The organism is Acetobacter senegalensis (genome assembly GCF_001580995.1).
GTDB lineage: Bacteria > Pseudomonadota > Alphaproteobacteria > Acetobacterales > Acetobacteraceae > Acetobacter > Acetobacter senegalensis.
This window is the reverse complement of record NZ_LHZU01000132.1, coordinates 1-16,840: the sequence shown is the minus strand read 5'-3', so window position 1 is coordinate 16,840 and position 16,840 is coordinate 1. Positions and strand designations below refer to the sequence as shown.

15 protein-coding genes are annotated in these 16,840 nt (G+C 57.9%); 11 read left to right on the top strand and 4 right to left on the bottom strand.

The features are described 5' to 3' along the window. Positions 1-181 precede the first annotated feature (181 nt). Complete coding sequence (locus AD948_RS09450; protein ID WP_248845985.1) at positions 182-1,444, top strand: carbohydrate porin; 1,263 nt, start codon at positions 182-184, stop codon at positions 1,442-1,444. A 20-nt stretch (positions 1,445-1,464) separates the two neighbouring features. Here AD948_RS09450 and AD948_RS09445 read toward each other — a convergent pair whose 3' ends face one another. Further along, the gene (locus AD948_RS09445) at positions 1,465-2,664 is read right to left on the bottom strand and encodes a molybdopterin molybdotransferase MoeA (RefSeq protein WP_061471653.1); all 1,200 of its coding nucleotides are present in this window, start codon (positions 2,662-2,664) and stop codon (positions 1,465-1,467) included. A 141-nt stretch (positions 2,665-2,805) separates the two neighbouring features. Here AD948_RS09445 and rpmG point away from each other — a divergent pair, with 141 nt between their 5' ends. Continuing rightward, complete coding sequence (gene rpmG / locus AD948_RS09440) at positions 2,806-2,973, top strand: 50S ribosomal protein L33 (RefSeq protein WP_003623017.1); 168 nt, start codon at positions 2,806-2,808, stop codon at positions 2,971-2,973. A 440-nt stretch (positions 2,974-3,413) separates the two neighbouring features. Then, complete coding sequence (locus AD948_RS09435; protein WP_248845984.1) at positions 3,414-4,304, top strand: AraC family transcriptional regulator; 891 nt, start codon at positions 3,414-3,416, stop codon at positions 4,302-4,304. 49 nt (positions 4,305-4,353) lie between these two features. Here the strand turns inward: AD948_RS09435 and AD948_RS09430 are convergent, their stop codons facing one another. Beyond that, a complete protein-coding gene (locus AD948_RS09430; protein ID WP_039904995.1) occupies positions 4,354-4,683 on the bottom strand; it encodes an FtsB family cell division protein in 330 nt (109 codons plus the stop codon). A 170-nt stretch (positions 4,684-4,853) separates the two neighbouring features. Then, positions 4,854-6,131: a phosphopyruvate hydratase gene (gene eno / locus AD948_RS09425; RefSeq protein ID WP_035382013.1), complete on the bottom strand. Its 1,278-nt coding sequence runs from the start codon at positions 6,129-6,131 to the stop codon at positions 4,854-4,856. 182 nt (positions 6,132-6,313) lie between these two features. Between eno and AD948_RS09420 the strand changes: the two genes are divergently transcribed. The 5 genes from AD948_RS09420 (at position 6,314) to AD948_RS09400 (ending at position 9,701) form a co-directional block, all read left to right on the top strand. After that, entirely contained in the window at positions 6,314-6,790 is a 477-nt protein-coding gene (locus tag AD948_RS09420; protein WP_045541984.1) for a DUF3429 domain-containing protein, read from the top strand. 116 nt (positions 6,791-6,906) lie between these two features. Then, positions 6,907-7,893 (top strand): glycine oxidase ThiO, encoded by a 987-nt coding sequence (thiO, locus tag AD948_RS09415; protein ID WP_061471649.1) that lies wholly within the window; start codon positions 6,907-6,909, stop codon positions 7,891-7,893. A gap of 210 nt (positions 7,894-8,103) precedes the next feature. After that, positions 8,104-8,301, top strand: a complete 198-nt coding sequence (gene thiS, locus AD948_RS09410; RefSeq protein WP_006559437.1) for a sulfur carrier protein ThiS — start codon at positions 8,104-8,106, stop codon at positions 8,299-8,301. 3 nt (positions 8,302-8,304) lie between these two features. Then, positions 8,305-9,081, top strand: coding sequence for a thiazole synthase (locus AD948_RS09405; protein WP_061471646.1), 777 nt, complete (start codon positions 8,305-8,307; stop codon positions 9,079-9,081). Next, the gene (locus AD948_RS09400) at positions 9,078-9,701 is read left to right on the top strand and encodes a thiamine phosphate synthase (RefSeq protein ID WP_061471644.1); all 624 of its coding nucleotides are present in this window, start codon (positions 9,078-9,080) and stop codon (positions 9,699-9,701) included. The genes AD948_RS09405 and AD948_RS09400 overlap by 4 nt, the downstream gene beginning before the upstream one ends. A 297-nt stretch (positions 9,702-9,998) precedes the next feature. On the opposite strand, the gene recG is transcribed toward AD948_RS09400, so the two are convergent. Continuing rightward, a complete protein-coding gene (gene recG, locus AD948_RS09395) occupies positions 9,999-12,140 on the bottom strand; it encodes an ATP-dependent DNA helicase RecG (protein WP_061471690.1) in 2,142 nt (713 codons plus the stop codon). 68 nt (positions 12,141-12,208) lie between these two features. Between recG and AD948_RS09390 the strand changes: the two genes are divergently transcribed. The 3 genes from AD948_RS09390 (at position 12,209) to AD948_RS09380 (ending at position 16,720) form a co-directional block, all read left to right on the top strand. Beyond that, entirely contained in the window at positions 12,209-12,532 is a 324-nt protein-coding gene (locus AD948_RS09390) for an FAD assembly factor SdhE (protein ID WP_035381754.1), read from the top strand. Beyond that, on the top strand, positions 12,529-16,011 hold the full coding sequence (mfd, locus tag AD948_RS09385) for a transcription-repair coupling factor (protein WP_061471642.1): 3,483 nt from the start codon (positions 12,529-12,531) through the stop codon (positions 16,009-16,011). Before AD948_RS09390 ends, mfd begins: the two co-directional genes overlap by 4 nt. 265 nt (positions 16,012-16,276) lie before the next feature. Next, positions 16,277-16,720, top strand: a complete 444-nt coding sequence (locus tag AD948_RS09380) for a hypothetical protein (RefSeq protein WP_248845983.1) — start codon at positions 16,277-16,279, stop codon at positions 16,718-16,720. The last annotated feature ends 120 nt before the right edge of the window (positions 16,721-16,840 follow it).

Here is a 16,840-nt window from a genome sequence, read left to right as displayed (position 1 = left end):
GGACGGATGTTTTCATCCTCTCCAATTCAGGATAGGTGCGCAGAGCGTTTGGTTATGTTGACCTGCTTTGTTCTGCTGGGAAGGAAGTTTGTTCCTTTTTTCAGTGCTGCTGGTGGGCGCTCTGCGGAGAAGATCGATTTCCTGTCACCACACCTTTTTTGGGCGGGCGTGTCTGTTTGGTTTGGCGGCACTTGCATTTGCAGAAGGGATGATTGCGGGGCCTGCGTTGGCCGAGGACGGGGCGTTTGCGGATAAGCTGACTGGCCAATGGGGTGGGATACGCACAACATTGAAGGCCCATGGCGTTGATTTTCAAGTAAATGATCAAAATGAATTCTGGGGTGTGCCAGTGGGGGGCAGCCAGCCATCCAACAACTATGTGGGAATGACCACGGCAACCCTCTCGCTTGATCTGAGGCGTATGACCGGGCTGAAATTGGGAACATTCAGTATCAGCGGGGTCGATATTCGGGGCAGACCGTTCAGCAACCAGCCGCTTTACGTGTTCAATCAGGTTTCCGGCATTGAGGCAGACGATAACCTGCGCCTGTATGAACTCGCCTATGATCAGACGTTCGACCATGATCGGGTGGATGTGCGTATTGGTAAGCTGGATTTGAGCCGGGATTTTATGGGGAGCGATACGGCCCAGACTTTTTTAAACGCGTCTTTTTCCTGGCCGATGGTTCCTGATAATAACCTTTATGATCAAGGGCCTTCATCCCCTTTAGCTACGCCTGCTGTAAGGGTGAAATACCATCCGGATGACCATTGGACGGTGTTGGCGTCCGTAGGGGATGACAACCCTATTGGTGCTGGGTTCATTAACGAAAATGATCCATGGAACCAGAATCAGGACCCGGGGGGCACGCGCTTTCATTTCGGGACGGGGGCTCTGATGTTTCTGGAGGCCCAGTATCGCACGCAGGCTCCGGTTTATGCGGGTACGTTCAAGCTGGGGGGATATGGCGATACCGGCCGTTTTCCGGATCAGGCGACTCTTGAAATGCGGCACAAGGGGAACTGGGCCCTCTATGCCGTGGTGGATCAGGTGATAGCAAAGCTGCCAGGGCGTGAAAGTCTCTCCGCCTTTGCGCGAGGCACCGGCACGGCGGAGGCTGATCGCAACCAGATTGTGTATTCCGTAGATGCAGGGCTTGTTCTTAATGCCCCTTTTCAGCGCGCCGATGATTCTCTCGGTCTAGGCTTTGGTGTGGGTGCCCCCAGTAAAATTCTGGCGCGTTCAGAACGTCGGTCTCATGAAATCGCACAGGGGAACGAATATCATCTGGAACTGACATACCAATGGCAGGCGTACCCTTGGTTGCTGGTTCAGCCCGATATTCAGGGCATCCTTTCCCCCAGCGGCGGCGTGGTGGGGGATAATGGCCGCCGCGTGAAGGATGAAGCGATCTTTGGTCTTCATTCAAGCGTGGACTTTTAGTCTCTGATTTTAAAGTATTTTCATGGAAGGCGCAGAATGCGGCAAAGTGTACCCGCCTTCTGGGGAGGGGCATGGGGTGCGCGGATAATCAGAGCGTCACTTTGCGCCAGAATGTTCATCTGAGCAGAATCCTGCGAGGCGAAGGGCGTGGCGATGGGTGGCTGCCCATCGGGCTGAGAACGCAGGGTGCTGCGCAGGAAATCCTGCCGTTGGTCATTCTCTTTCAGGTCAGCGCCGAGAATGGCTGTTTCTGTTTCAAGCTCAGCGCCTTGGGGAAGCCCCATGAGTGTGCGCACTGCGGCTGCAACAAACACCACGGAGCACACCATGGCGGCCACGGGGTTGCCTGGCAGGCCGATCATGGGGGTTTTGCCAAGCTGACCAGACATCAGGGGGCGGCCGGGCCGCATGGCAATTTTCCAGAAATCCAGATTGAGGCCATGGGGCTTGAAGGCTTCGCGCACCAGATCATAGGTGCCTACACTGGCTCCGCCGATCGTAACCAAAAGATCAAGATGATCGGCTTGCGCGATGGCGGCGGAAAGAGACTCCACATTATCGCGGGCTACCGGCAATAAAATGGCTTCGGCGCCTATGGAGTGCAGGAACGCCGTCACCATGAATGCGCCGGAATTCACAATGGAATCAGGTTGTGCCGGGTCTCCGGGCAGCACGATCTCATCTCCCGTTGCGAGAATACCAACGCGGGGACGACGGCTGACTGTCAGCCAGACATGCCCTGCGGCGGCGGCCAGCCCAATATCCCGCGCTGTCAGAACCTTTCCTGCCGGAAGAAGCGTTTCCCCTTTTTGGAAGTCCTGACCCTGTTTGCGGATGAACTGTCCTGCCTTGCCGCCGGAAAGCAACGTTACGGCGTTCCCGTCTCGCCGCATGTTTTCCTGAATAAGCACCGTATCCGCACCTGCCGGAATCTGGCTGCCGGTAAACAGACGGATGCACTGGCCTTTCTTTACCGTCAGGCTGGATGGGTGGCCTGCGGGCGCTTCGCCGATAATATCGAGCGTGGCTCCTTCCTGCGCATCGTCTATCCCGACGGCGTATCCATCCATTGATGACACGGAAACGGGCGGATTTGAGAGACGGGCGACCACGGGAGCGGCGAGCACGCGGCCACAGGCGTGTGCCACGGAAACTGTTTCCAGACCGCACGGAGAGAGTTTTTCCAGGATTCGGGCGCGCGCAACAGCCACATCCAGCATGTTTTTTTACTCCTTTTGGCTTTTACCACGCCTGATTGATGGAAGAATACTTGACCTTTGGCTCTTGTATGCGCATTTTGCGCCCACTTGAACACCACCCGGGCCTTCTGTCCGGACTCATGATGCTCTGCTGAGGAAGCCATGGCCAAGACCAATGTTATCAAGATCCGTCTCGTTTCCACGGCGGACACTGGTTATTTCTACGTCACGAAGAAGAACGCTCGTGCGCATACCGGTAAAATGGAACTGAAAAAGTATGATCCCGTTGCCCGCAAGCACGTTGTGTTCCGCGAAGCAAAGATCAAATAATCATCCTCCCTGTGTGGATGATGCAAATGCGGCGCCTCAGGGCGCCGTTTTTTGTTTGTGGCGTTTGCCTTCACTCTGTGTTGGCTGCTTTGGCAGGAGCAACGCTTTCGGGGAGCATCGGAAGGGCTTCCCTGATCAGGGTTTGCTGGGCGCTATAAAATGGTTTCCCCGCAATATGGCGCGCGGCATTTCCGGCCAGTCTGACCGGGATGGGTGCTTAATCATTCATGAAACGGGGAATATCCCCTTCATCTGGGGGAGGAGCGCAGGCTTGAGGGAAATGGTCCTCAGGAGCCGCCTGCATTTACCCCATTCCATCCGCACACTTTGCTGCCCTGTTTGGTTGCCAGAGGCAGGGCTGCAAACCGCAAGATTGGCCGAGCGTATCGTGCGTCCAGTGGCTTAGGCTGTGGGAGCCACCAAACAAGGACTACGTTATCGTGTCAAAGCGGTCTGCTGATTATAGGCACTATCAGGCACGGATGCAGCGTGTTCTGACGTATATCGACCAAAATCTGGATGGGGATCTTTGCCTGAGAGCATTGAGCGCCGTGGCTGCGTTTTCACCCTGCCATTTTCACAGACAATTTAGCGCTGTTTTTGGTCTTTCTCTGCATCGCTATGTCCAATTGATCAGGATGAAGCGCGCTTCGTGGCGGCTTGCCTATCGCGGTGATGTTTCGGTTACGGAGATTGCTCTTGATGCAGGTTATGAAACCCCGGATGGCTTTGCTCGGGCTTTTCATCAAAGAATTGGGCAGGCTCCAAAGGCTTTTCGGGAAAATCCTGACTGGGTGGCGTGGGCTGCGGCACTTGGGCCGCTGGCCGAAGCAAGGAACCGGATCATGACACAGAATTTTTCTCAAGATGATGTGACGATACGTGAGGAAGTGGCCATTCCTGTCGCGTTTATGACGCATCGCGGTGCACCCGAAAGGCTGGGTGAAACAATTCGGCGTTTCATATCTTGGCGGAAGGCGAACGGTGTAAGGGCTGCCACACATGCAACTTATACAATCTTCCATACAGATCCGGATCATGTGCCGGAGCAGGACTACCGAATCGATTTGGCCGCAGCGACCACCCGTAAGATTACGCTTGCCGATGAGGGTGTGGAGGCAGGGCAGATTCCAGCGGGACGCTGTGCGGTGCTTCGTCTTGTTGGCGAGAGTGAGAACCTGCGGCATGCGGCGCAATTTCTCTATGGCCAATGGTTGCCTGCCAGTGGCGAGGAGCTAAGAGATTTTCCGTTCTATGCCCAACGTGTGAAATTTTTTCCCGACGTGCCAGAGCATGAATCGATTACGGATCTTTATTTGCCCCTGAAATAGGGGAGAAGCGCAGAGCATGCGTCAAGTTGCAGCCTGATCAAATAGCCTTTTAGTAAAGCGGATCACGCCGATCATAGGGTACGACGATATCGTTTTTGTCGGCCAGATTGAGCATGGCACGCGCCCGTTCATCCAGCGTATCTGTATCCAGAGACTGTTCACGCAGGCCATTAACGCGGCGACGCCACGCTGCCTGCTCGGCAACGGCGTCCTGCTGGGACTGTTTGGCCTGATCAAGCAGAAGAAGCTGTTGCTGATAGGCTTTCATGCCATGATCGCCCTGGGTCGCGTTCCAGCCAAAATAACCTGCGATACCAAGAAAAATCATGGGGGGAACAACGGCTCGTACTGCGCGTCTGATCATGCGGCCTATCTGCACGTTGTTCTTGTCCTTTTTGCCATCAGAAAATGAATTTTCCCAGAACAGTATGTCTAAACCATGAACACCGGGACAGAAAAGCAAAAGGCGGCCTGATAATGTAAAAAAAGAGCCGCACGGTTCCCCATGCGGCTCTGGTTTTCCTGTTTCAGGAAAGGCTGAGTGCGGGATCAGACTTTCAGGATGGTGCGGCCCGCATATTGGGCAGCCGTTGCCAGTTCCTGTTCAATCCGGATGAGCTGGTTGTATTTGGCGGTACGGTCAGAGCGGGAGAGGGAGCCTGTCTTGATCTGCCCGCAGTTGGTGGCGACAGCCAGATCCGCAATGGTGGAATCTTCCGTCTCACCAGAACGGTGGCTCATGACGGCGGTATAACCAGCCTTGTGAGCCAGTTCGATGGCCTGCAGCGTTTCCGTCAGCGTGCCGATCTGGTTGACCTTCACCAGCAGGGAGTTGCCAACGCCCGCCTGAATGCCACGGCGCAGACGTTCGGGATTGGTGACAAACAGATCATCCCCAACCAACTGGACCTTGCGGCCAAGGGTTTCGGTCAGAAGGCTCCAGCCTTCCCAGTCATCTTCCGCAAGGCCGTCTTCAATGGAGACAATGGGGTACCGTTTGGTCAGATCTTCAAGGTAGGCAACCATTTCGCCTGCATCAAAAACCTTGCCTTCGCCTTTCAGATCATACTTGCCATCGTGATAAAATTCGGTGGAAGCGCAATCCAGAGCGTAGGTGATGTCTTCTCCCAGACGGTAACCTGCGGATTCGACGGCACGGGAAATGAAGCTCAGTGCTTCATCAGCAGATTTCAGGGCCGGAGCGAATCCGCCTTCATCCCCAACATTGGTGTTGAGCCCCGCAGCCTGTAGCGCTTTTTTCAGATGCGCGAAGATTTCACTTCCCCAGCGGATGGCATCGGCCACGGTGGGCGCACCAACCGGCTGGATCATGAATTCCTGAATATCAATGGGGTTATCTGCATGTTCGCCCCCGTTCACAATGTTCATCATGGGGACGGGAAGCGTGTGGGCAAAAACACCGCCAACATAGCGATAGAGCGGCACCTGAAGTTCTGCTGCCGTGGCCTTGGCCACCGCAAGCGAGACACCAAGAATGGCGTTGGCACCCATACGGCTTTTGTTAGGGGTGCCATCCAGATCGATCATCGCGTTGTCGATATCAATCTGATCGGAGGATTCGGCTCCCTGCAGGGTGGGGAGAATCTCGTTTTCGATATTTTCAACAGCGTGCAGCACCCCCTTGCCGTTGTAGCGCTTGGGGTCTTTGTCACGCAGTTCCACTGCCTCATGCGCACCTGTGGACGCACCGGACGGAACGGCTGCCCGGCCTTTTGCGCCAGAAGCCAGCTCTACATCCACTTCAACCGTTGGGTTGCCGCGGCTGTCGAGGATTTCGCGCGCGATGATATCGACAATGGCACTCATACTTTTTTCATTCCCGTTTCTGGCGCCGGCTATGCGTCCGGCAGCGGTGTCTTGTTCTTGTTTTCGAGCGTAACGAAACATGGAAGCCAATGTTCCGTGTGGTTGCTAGTGGCAGCCTCTTGGGCTTTTCTGTCAACCAATCTATTGCAGGAAACCGTGCAAAGGAGGCACGCCGAACGCTCATGAAAAGACTTCCATTTGTAGCCGTGGTGCTGACAATGGCCGGATTACTGCCCTTTTTGTTCGGCGCGTGCTGTATCGTGTTCTTCTCTTCGGGCGTGCCCGTTCCCAATCTGCTTATGGCGTTTGTGTTTTATGGTGCAGTGACCCTCAGCTTCTGGGGGGCGGTGCAATGGGGCCTGGCGCTGGACCCTTCGCCCTCCATTATTACGGCTGGCGCAGACCGTATGGATGTTTTTCGGCTGCTTCTGGGTGTGGTGCCTGCCTTGGCGGGCTGGCTGGCGGCCTATCTGGCTTTTGCATGGCAGCCTGTTGCTGGCGTGGCGGCTTTGGCCGTGGCTGTGCCCATTCTGGCTTTGGTTGAGCGCGAAGGCTGGCGGCGCGGCGCGTTGCCCAGTGGCTATATGGGGCTGCGCTGGATTGCCACGGCGGTGATGGAATGTTGTCTGGTGGTGGTGCTTCTGGCGCGCGCTTTCTGACGGGCTGGTGACCGGACAAGGGGTGGCCGCGGCTGCTGCGTGCGTTATAACATATCTCCAGAATTCGAGACGCTCGGCAGCATACACAGGATCGGGTGGCAGGAGGCCAACACATCATGACCCATACTCCCCGCATATTGGTAAAAGGGGCTGGTGTTGCAGGCATGACGGCCGCAGTTACGCTGGCGGAGCGTGGCGGCGTGGTCACGCTTTATGAACCCGGCGGCCGTGTGGGGGCTGGCGCATCATGGATGGCTGGGGGAATGCTTGCCCCGTGGTGTGAAGCGGAATCCGCTCCACCAGAAGTGACCGCACAATCCGTAGATTCGGTTGACTGGTGGGAAGCGCACGTGCCCAATGTGGTGCGGGCAGGCAGCCTTGTTCTGGCTCCCCCGCGTGACAGCGGGGAAATTGCCCGCTTTGGCCGTCGCACCACGCATTTCGAGACCGTGGACGGTGCGGAAATTGCCCGGCTGGAACCTGATCTGGCAGGCCGTTTTCATAAAGGTCTGTTCTTTGCTGATGAAGGCCATGTTGACCCGCGTAGGGCGCTTGTTGCCTTGCTGGCCCGCTTGGAAAGTCTGGGGGGCAAAGCTGTCTTTTCAGCCGCAGATGCGCCCGATGACGCTGCATTTGACTGGATTGTTGACTGTACGGGCCTGAATGTGCGGCAGGAACTGCCTACTCTGCGTGGGGTGCGTGGAGAAATGCTGCTGCTCCGTTGCCCGGATGTTGTGCTGCATCGCCCCGTGCGGATGCTACATCCGCGTATTCCCATTTATATTGTGCCGCGTGCGGACCATGTGTTCATGGTCGGGGCCACCATGATTGAAAGCGAAAACGCAGGCGGCATGACTGTGCGCTCCATGACGGAACTGTTGAATGCGGCATGGGTGCTGCACCCCGGCTTTGCGGAAGCGGAAATTCTGGAGATGGGGACCGGCTTGCGCCCGTCCTACCCGGACAACATGCCCCGTGTGGTGCGGGAAGGGAACCATGTGTTTGTGAACGGTATGTACCGTCACGGCTTCCTCCTTTCCCCGGCGCGCGCGCGGGAAGCTGCGGACATGATTTTTGGTAATTCCGTAGGAAATGCTGGGTAATTAGGGCCCTTCACAAGCGGAGAGGTGAGGCTGTGAGGGCCAAGTGGCTCTAAGAAAATTCACCCCACCATCCCTCCGGAAAAAACGGAGCAGAAAAGCCCGCGCTTTCCCTGGGCAGGGTGATGCAGAGAGTTTTTTGACAGCCTTGAAGAGGTTGCGTGATCGGGATGCTGTGCTTACGTGCCGAAGAGAAACAGGGAGAACGCCCGCATGAAGATCGTGGTCAATGATGAAGTTCATGAAGTATCCGCCACCACCTTGGCGGCGCTGATTGATGAGCTCGGCTACGGTGGCGCCCGCATTGCCACGGCAATGAATGGTAGCTTTGTGCCCGTGCCGCTACGCGATAAAACTGCGCTGAATGATGGTGCGCAGGTAGAAATTGTTGCCCCGATGCAGGGAGGCTGACGTATGACAGCACACTTTTATGGGGTTGAACTTTCCTCTCCCCTTATGTTGGGAACGGCGCAGTATCCGTCCCCTGATATTTTGCGGGATGCGGTTCAGGCAGCCCAACCGGGAGTGGTGACGGTTTCCCTGCGGCGCGAATCTGCGGGTGAGCGGGCCGGGCAGGCATTCTGGTCCCTTATTCGCGAATTGGGTGTGCCGGTGCTGCCGAATACGGCTGGCTGCCATACGGTCAAGGAGGCCGTGACAACGGCGCATATGGCGCGTGAGGTCTTCGGTACCGAGTGGGTTAAGCTGGAAGTGATCGGTGAGCTTGATACGCTTCAGCCTGACGTCTTCGGATTGGTTGAAGCCGCCCGTATTCTCAGTGAAGACGGATTCAAGGTTTTTCCCTACACCACGGAAGATCTGGTGGTGGCTGAGCGGCTGCTTGCGGCGGGGTGTGACGTGCTGATGCCTTGGGGGGCGCCTATCGGCTCCGGCAAAGGGCTGAACAATATTTTCGGGCTGCGGGCATTGCGTGCGCATTTTCCAGATGTGCCGCTGGTGGTGGATGCAGGGATCGGTGTGCCATCACATGCGGCGCAGGCTCTTGAGCTGGGCTATGATGCCGTGCTGATAAACACCGCAGTTGCCAAGGCGGGTGACCCTGCCGTGATGGCGCGGGCGTTCCGGCTGGCTGTAGAAGCTGGCGTGCTGGCCTGCGTGGCCGACCCTATGGAAGAGCGCGATATGGCTGTTCCCTCCACCCCTGTTGCAGGAAAGGCCATGCTGGCATGAGTGCACTCCCTCAGAAAATTTATCCGGTTGTCGATACAGCAGAATGGGTCAACAGGCTCGGTGGGGCAGGCGCACGCTTTATCCAGTTGAGAATAAAAAATTATTCGCCTGAGAAATTGGTGGCTGAAATTCGTCAGGCTCACACTTACGCCAAGCAGCATGGCGTCTGTCTGGTGCTGAACGATTACTGGCAGATCGCGCTGGATGAAGGCATTGATTACCTGCATCTGGGGCAGGAAGATCTGGATACGGCAGATCTGGCCGCAATCCGGAAGGCTGGTGTCCGGCTGGGTATTAGCACCCATTGTCATGAAGAGCTGGACAGGGCGTTGGCCTGCGCACCGGATTACGTTGCCCTTGGCCCCATCTGGCCCACGCGCCTGAAAAAGATGGCCTTTGGCCCGCAGGGTGTGGAAAAGCTGACAGAATGGAAAAAGCTGATCGGTGATCTGCCTCTGGTGGCGATCGGCGGCATCACGTTTGAGCGGCTACGGGCCTGCCTGGACGCCGGTGCGGATAGCGTGGCCGCGGTCTCTGACTTTACGCTGCACGCTGATTCGGAAGGGCAGGTGAAGCGCTGGCTGGCGGAAGCGGACGCCGAGACACGCGCCGCCGTCTGAGGCACGTCTTGTAAAGCGTCGTCACGAAGAGATCATCTGAAACCGCCACCAGAATGTTGTTGAAAAAATTCTGGTAGTAGGGCGACTCTCTTTCGTTCTTAAAATGTGGGCGTTTCACTTCTCGAAAATTTTGAGCCAGCCCGTTCTCCTGTCGTCTGCTCAAATGGCGACGGGACGGAGGGCTTGGTAGGTATGTGTTCGCGTGGGCGCCCCGGCTCCTGTGGTGAAGTTGGCGCATGGCGCATCCTTCTGCTCCCGTGAAAAGGCAGTGCGTTCTCAAACTTCGGAACGCACCATCTAGCCGCCAGCAAAGATACGGGCAGCATCGGTCTTGTTGAACAGAGCCAGCAGCACCTGTGCTGCCGGGGGCAATGGCGCATTCTGATCTGGGGCCGTATCGGGCAGGATCTGTTCGGCTTCCTCGTGCGCGGCATCCAGCAGCATATCCACGAGGATCTCCGAGGCCATACGATAATCCGGAAGGCCGGACTGCCTGCGGCCTGTTACGTCTCCGCCGCCACGAAGGCGGAAATCTTCATCGGCAATCAGAAAGCCATCTTCGGTTTCGCGCAGGCAGGTGAGGCGGCGGCGGGCTGTGTGGCCCAGCCCATCATCATGCAGCATGAGGCAGAACGAGTCCTTTGCGCCTCGTCCTACGCGGCCGCGTAGCTGGTGCAACTGCGCAAGGCCGAAGCGTTCTGCATGTTCAATCACCATGATGGTGGCGGTTGGCACATCCACCCCCACTTCAATCACCGTGGTTGCCACCAGCATGCGGGTTTTGCCTTGCGCAAAGGATTGAAGCGCTTCTTCCCGCACTGCGGCGTCCTGCCGCCCATGGGCCAGTCCGGCTATGGGGCCGAATCGTTCTGTCAGGTCTGCATGGCGGGCTTCTGCTGCTGCAATGTCCAGTGCTTCGCTTTCAGACACCAGAGGGCAGACCCAGAAGATCTGTGCGCCTTTGGCAAGGGCACGGTCAAGGCCGGCAAGCACGTCGTCCATTGTGCCAATGCTGTGCAGGGATGTGCGCACCGGTTTGCGCCCTGCTGGTTTGCCTTCCAGTTTGCTGATCTGCATGTCACCAAAGCGGGTAAGCAAAAGGGTGCGTGGGATCGGTGTGGCGGTCATGACCAGCATGTCCGCGTTATGGCCTTTTTCAACCAGCGCCAGACGTTGCTCCACCCCAAAACGGTGCTGCTCATCAATTACGGCGAGGCCGAGGTCTGCAAACTGCACGGTTTCCTGAACCAGTGCGTGTGTTCCCACCACCAGAGGAGCAGAGCCATCCGCAATGGCCTGAAGCACCTGCTTGCGGGCTTTTCCCTTTACGGAGCTGGAGAGATAAACCACCGGCACGGGGGAGAGGCGTTCAAATGTCACGGCGTGCTGGCGGGCCAGAATTTCCGTGGGGGCCATGATGGCCGCCTGTGCGCCAGCTTCTGTTGCCCGTAGCATGGCCAGCAGGGCCACCAACGTCTTGCCCGCGCCAACATCGCCCTGCAACAGGCGGCTCATCCGGTAAGGGGCCGCCATGTCAGCTTCAATTTCATACAGGGCTTTTTTCTGGCCGGGCGTGGGCGTATGGCCAAACGTGGCAAGCGCCTGTTGTTGCAGGTGGCCATCCCCGCTCAATGAACGGCCGGGCCGACTGCGGGAGGCACGTTGGGCAATGCGGGTGGCAAGTTGATCTGCCAGCAGTTCGTCACAGGCCAGTCGTGCCTGGGCTCGGGTTTGTTCGCTCCGCCATTCCTCGCCTGCTTCGCTGCCGGAAATACGGTCAGGAAACTGCATCCAGGTCAGGGCGGTGACAAAATCAGGCCAGCGTCTGCGCTTGAGAATGGAAGGCGCGTGCCATTCAGGCAGGGTGGCAGGCAGGCGCTCCAGTGCGGCGGTCATGGCCTGTCTTACCTGCCCAGTGAACAGTCCGGCGGTAAGGGGCCAGACCGGGTCCAGACGTGGAATGCGGTCTGCCGAGCGGGCGGGGAGCAGATAGTCCGGGCTGGTCATGGTCAGCCTGTCATGAAACCGCTCGACCTTGCCTGAGGCCACAATAGATTCGCCAACCACGACCTGCTTGGCCTGCCACGGGGAGAAAAAAGCCAGTTCCAGGCGTCCGGTCGAATCTTCAATGGTGACACGCCACGGCTGGCGCGTGCGGGGGGCGGGGGCTCGGATATCCAGAACCATGCCTGTGACTGTCGCAATGCTGTCAGGGCTGAGTTGCGCAAGCGGCGGGCGGGCGCGGCGGTCCGTTACACTTTCCGGCAGGCAGAACAGCAAGTCCAGCACGCGGGAGCCGCCCGCTATGCGGCTGAGCAGCTTTGCACGCGCGGCGCTGACGCCGGGCAGGCTGTCAAGTGGGGCCAGCACTGCGGAAAGGGGTGAAAGATCCGTCTGCTCCGTAGCCGGAGAGGATGTGATGGAAAAGGGACTGGACACCGAAGATGCATAAGCCTCTGTTTGGCGGCTGACAGACAGGAATGCCAAGGCTATAGGACAGTAACGCCATGCAAGACAATTTTAGTAGTGCCCCCGCTTCCGCCGTATCCGAGGATGATCCGCTTGCCGCCCGCCGCCGCAGGCTGGTGTTCCGCGCCAATCATCGTGGTACATTTGAGACCGATATTCTGATCGGCGGGTTTGTGGAGGCCAACGTGGCAACCATGAGCGAGGCTGATCTGGCGGATATGGAAGCCATCATGCAGATGCCGGACCCGGAACTGACAGACTGGCTGTTTGGCCGCCTGCCATTGCCCGAGGAAAAAGCCACCCCCATGTTACGCCGGATGGTGGAAGCCAGCCGCGCCAAAGGAGCCGGGAAGACGGAATGACGGCAGAAGCGAGTGTCGAGGACCGCATAGCCTCCATATGGGGTGTTGCGGAGGGGTATGATGCCTTCCTGCTGGCGCGCAGAGCGCGTGAGCATAAGGGACCGGTGCTGCATATTGCCCGGGATGATGCCTCTACCGCACGGTTGGCAGATTTGCTGGCCTATATGGGGGCTGATGTTGAGACACTTCGCTTCCCTGCTTGGGATTGCCTGCCGTATGATCGGGTTTCTCCCAACCCGACCATTGTGGCCGAACGTGTGGCGACACTTACCCGGCTTCTGGAGCCAGCCAATGGCAAGCCGCGCCTGATTCTGACAACGGTGGCGGCGGTTGTGCAGCGCGTGGCCCCCCGCAGCACGTTTAAAGGCCAGTCCCTGACCATTCGGCAGGGAGAAAGCCTTGATCAGGAATTTCTGATCGAACTTCTGGTGGCCAATGGCTACACCCGTACAGATACGGTGATGGAAGCCGGTGAATTTGCCAGCCGTGGGGGGATTTTTGATCTTTATCCCGCCGGGGCAGCAGAACCTGTGCGGCTGGATCTGTTCGGTGATGAAGTTGAAAATATCCGGGCCTTTGATCCGGGTAGCCAGCGGTCCACATCGCGCCTGCAGGAACTGACCCTGCGGCCCGTTTCCGAGTTTTCGCTTGATCCCGAAAGTATCTCCCGTTTCCGCACGGGCTGGCGGGACGTGTTTGGGCCTGCCGCTGCAGCGGACCCGCTTTATGAACATGTAAGCGACGGCCGCCGGTATCCGGGGCTGGAACACTGGTTGCCGCTTTTTCATACCGAGATGGAAACGGTATTTGACTATCTGCCCGGCGTGTCGGTCTCGCTCGATTATCAGGCGGAAGAGGTGCTCAAAACCCGGCTGGAAATGATTGATGACCACTATCAGGCGCGTCGTCAGCCGCCGCGGGAGGGAGAAACGCCATATCGGGCTCTGCCGCCGCATCTTCTGTATCTGGATTCCAAAGGATGGAATGCCATCCTCAGCCGGCTGCCGGTTGTGGCGTTCAGCCCCTATGCCAAGCCCGATGGGGCCCGTGGTATGGATGTGGGGGGACGCCCCGGCAAGATGTTCGCCAAGATCGTGCCCAATGCCGAGCGTGAAAAGGTCTTCACCCTGCTGGGCGAGCAGGTGCGGGATTGGGGGCAGGTCAATCGCCGCGCGTATGTGACGGCGTGGAGCAAGGGCTCACGCGAGCGCATTGGCACCCTGCTGCGCGAACACGGGGTAGTGACCCAGAGCTATGAGAACTGGGAGCAGGCGAAAAAGGCCAATCCCGGTTCTGTTGGCTTGCTGACGCTGGGTCTGGAACGCGGCTTTGTTGCGGAGGACATGGCGTTTGTTTCTGAGCAGGATCTGCTTGGGGAGCGTATTGGCCGCCCACCACGCCGCCGCCGCCGTGCCGATGAACTGATTGCCGAGGCCGGAGAAATTACGGCGGGCGACTTGGTGGTGCATCAGGATTACGGCATTGGCCGGTATGATGGGCTGGAAACCGTCAGTGTTGGCGTGGCGCCGCATGACTGCCTTCGCCTGTTGTATGACGGGAATGAAAAGCTTTACCTGCCGGTTGAAAACATTGAATTGCTGAGCCGCTTTGGCTCGGATCAGGCCGGGGTGCCGCTGGATAAGCTGGGCGGTGTTGCGTGGCAGGGCCGTAAGGCCCGGATGAAGCAGCGCATCCGCGATATGGCGTCCGACCTGATCAAGACGGCTGCGGCCCGTGCGCTGAAGGAAGCGCCAGTGCTGGCCCCGGCGGAGGGCCTGTGGGATGAATTCTGTGCCCGCTTCCCGTTTGTGGAAACGGATGATCAGGCCCGCGCCATTGCTGATGTGCTTGAGGATATGGGTTCTGGCCGCCCGATGGATCGGCTTGTGTGCGGGGATGTAGGCTTCGGCAAGACGGAAGTTGCGCTGCGGGCTGCGTTTGTTGCTGCCATGTCTGGCGGGCAGGTGGCCGTGGTGGTGCCGACCACTTTGCTGGCGCGCCAGCACTACCGCACTTTTGCTGCCCGGTTTGAGGGCTTTCCCATCAAGGTAGCCCAGCTTTCCCGCATGGTAACGGGCAAGGATGCTACAGCCGTGCGCAAAGGGCTGGCTGATGGGTCCATCAATGTGGTGATCGGCACGCACGCGTTGCTGGCCAAGACGGTCCAGTTCGCGGCCCTTGAACTGCTGATTATTGATGAAGAGCAGCATTTTGGTGTGGCGCATAAGGAAAAACTGAAAGCGCTGCGCGATGATGTGCACGTACTCACGCTTTCTGCCACGCCGTTGCCCAGAACGTTGCAGCTTTCTCTCTCCGGTGTGCGGGAGATGAGCCTGATTGCCACGCCGCCGACGGACCGGCTGGCAGTACGGACATTCATTATGCCGTTTGACAGCGTGGTGATTCGGGAGGCCATTCAACGTGAACGCTTCCGGGGTGGGCAGATTTTCTGTGTGGCCCCGCGTATTGAAGATCTGGACCGGCTGGCGGAACGGCTGACAGCCATTGTGCCGGACGCCAAGCTGATTCAAGCCCACGGCAGGCTCACTCCCACAGAACTTGAACGGGTTATGACCGAGTTTTCTGACGGGAAATATGACATCCTGCTCTCCACCAACATTGTGGAAAGCGGGCTGGATATGCCTGCGGTGAACACGCTGATCATCCATCGGGCTGACATGTTCGGGCTGGGGCAGTTGTATCAGCTACGCGGGCGCGTTGGCCGTGGAAAGCAGCGCGGTTACGCCTACCTGACATGGCCGCAAACCCATGCTCTCTCGGCCTCAGCCGAAAAGCGGCTGGAAGTCATGCAGACTCTGGATACGCTGGGCGCTGGCTTTACGCTGGCGTCTCATGATCTTGATCTGCGCGGGGCGGGTAACCTGCTGGGAGATCAGCAGTCTGGCCATGTGCGCGAAGTTGGCATTGAACTGTACCAGCAGATGCTGGAAGACGCCGTGGCAGATCTGCGTGCGGACGCCAGCCGCAGACGTGCCGAGGACCGAGACTGGACCCCCAACATCATTGTCGGTTTGCCTGTACTTATCCCCGTTGATTATGTGCCGGACCTGCCGGTGCGGCTGGGATTGTATAGGCGCATCAGCGGGCTTGCTTCCGATGCGGAACTGGAAGCCATGGAAGCCGAACTGGTAGACCGCTTTGGCGCAGTGCCACCAGAGGTAAAAAACCTTCTGGATATTGTTGATCTTAAAAGATTGTGTCGGGCGGCGGGCATTGAGCGTCTGGAAGCTGGGCCAAAAGGAATGGTGCTTCAGTTCCGTCAGAATAGCTTCAAGAACCCCGCTGGGTTGGTGCAATGGATGGGCCGCTGGAAAGATGGTGCCGTCAGGTTACGGCCAGACCACAAACTGGCGGTGGTGCGCGAATTGACGAATGTGCAGCGTATTGATCTGGCACGCCGGGTATTGCGTGATCTGGTCAAGCTGGTGGAGAGAGCACCTGTAGCAGAGAGGGTTTGAGTCCTCTCTGCTCCGGCAAGGTTTTGGCGGGAAAACAGGAGAAGCTGCTGGATGGCTTGATGGGGCTGACGTGTTGATTGCTTCAAACCATCTTTAAAAAAGAGTTTTCTGGCACAAAAGCAGGGGGCTGTTAGGCATAAAGAGGCCGCCAGACGACCATGCGGCCTTCCAGCCTGTATCACAGGGGCTCATTTCCGTCTTTAGATGTGGGGCAAGGGGCGGCCCTATCAGATCTTTTGGGTCTGCCAAAGGAAAAGGAAACAGGATGATGCATCGCCCGCCTGTCGGATTTCTGGCTGTTCTGTCTTTTGGGCTCCTGATGATGCTTCCATCTTGTGAGACGGCGTCCCAACAGATTGAAGGGAAGGAAGACCATCTGGCCGCGGCGGGCTTTTTTCAGAAACCGGCAGATACGCCTGAACGGCAGGCCATGCTGAACCGTTTGCCCGCTCATCATTTTGTAAGGCGCGTGAAGAATGATCACGTGTTCTACGTGTATTCAGACCCGCTGGTGTGTGATTGCCTGTATGTGGGGGATGAGGCGGCCTATAGCCGTTACCAGCAATATGTGCAGGCACAGGCGTTAGCTGATGAGCAGGAAATGACGGCTCAGATGTATGATGATGCCCAATGGAACTGGAGCGCATGGGGAGCCTGGAACCCCGCATGGGGGAACTGGGACCCGGGCATGGGGCCGATTGGGTGGTAGTGGTGCATAAGGTGGCCGCCACCGTATTCTTGTAAGTTGCCCTGGCTGGTGCCGGTGGCCATCGTCACCAGTAGCGGCGGTGTTCTCCCTCGGCCCTTGGACTTCGTGTCTGCCCCGAAG

What these genes read in the sequence shown, in the direction of transcription:
- AD948_RS09445 (WP_061471653.1), bottom strand. Translation starts at nt 2,664, where the DNA reads ATGCTGGATGTGGCTGTTGCGCGCGCCCGAATCCTGGAAAAACTCTCT.
- rpmG (WP_003623017.1), top strand. Translation starts at nt 2,806, where the DNA reads ATGGCCAAGACCAATGTTATCAAGATCCGTCTCGTTTCCACGGCGGAC.
- eno (WP_035382013.1), bottom strand. Translation starts at nt 6,131, where the DNA reads ATGAGTGCCATTGTCGATATCATCGCGCGCGAAATCCTCGACAGCCGC.
- AD948_RS09420 (WP_045541984.1), top strand. Translation starts at nt 6,314, where the DNA reads ATGAAAAGACTTCCATTTGTAGCCGTGGTGCTGACAATGGCCGGATTA.
- thiO (WP_061471649.1), top strand. Translation starts at nt 6,907, where the DNA reads ATGACCCATACTCCCCGCATATTGGTAAAAGGGGCTGGTGTTGCAGGC.
- thiS (WP_006559437.1), top strand. Translation starts at nt 8,104, where the DNA reads ATGAAGATCGTGGTCAATGATGAAGTTCATGAAGTATCCGCCACCACC.
- AD948_RS09405 (WP_061471646.1), top strand. Translation starts at nt 8,305, where the DNA reads ATGACAGCACACTTTTATGGGGTTGAACTTTCCTCTCCCCTTATGTTG.
- AD948_RS09400 (WP_061471644.1), top strand. Translation starts at nt 9,078, where the DNA reads ATGAGTGCACTCCCTCAGAAAATTTATCCGGTTGTCGATACAGCAGAA.
- AD948_RS09390 (WP_035381754.1), top strand. Translation starts at nt 12,209, where the DNA reads ATGCAAGACAATTTTAGTAGTGCCCCCGCTTCCGCCGTATCCGAGGAT.
- mfd (WP_061471642.1), top strand. Translation starts at nt 12,529, where the DNA reads ATGACGGCAGAAGCGAGTGTCGAGGACCGCATAGCCTCCATATGGGGT.
- AD948_RS09380 (WP_248845983.1), top strand. Translation starts at nt 16,277, where the DNA reads ATGATGCATCGCCCGCCTGTCGGATTTCTGGCTGTTCTGTCTTTTGGG.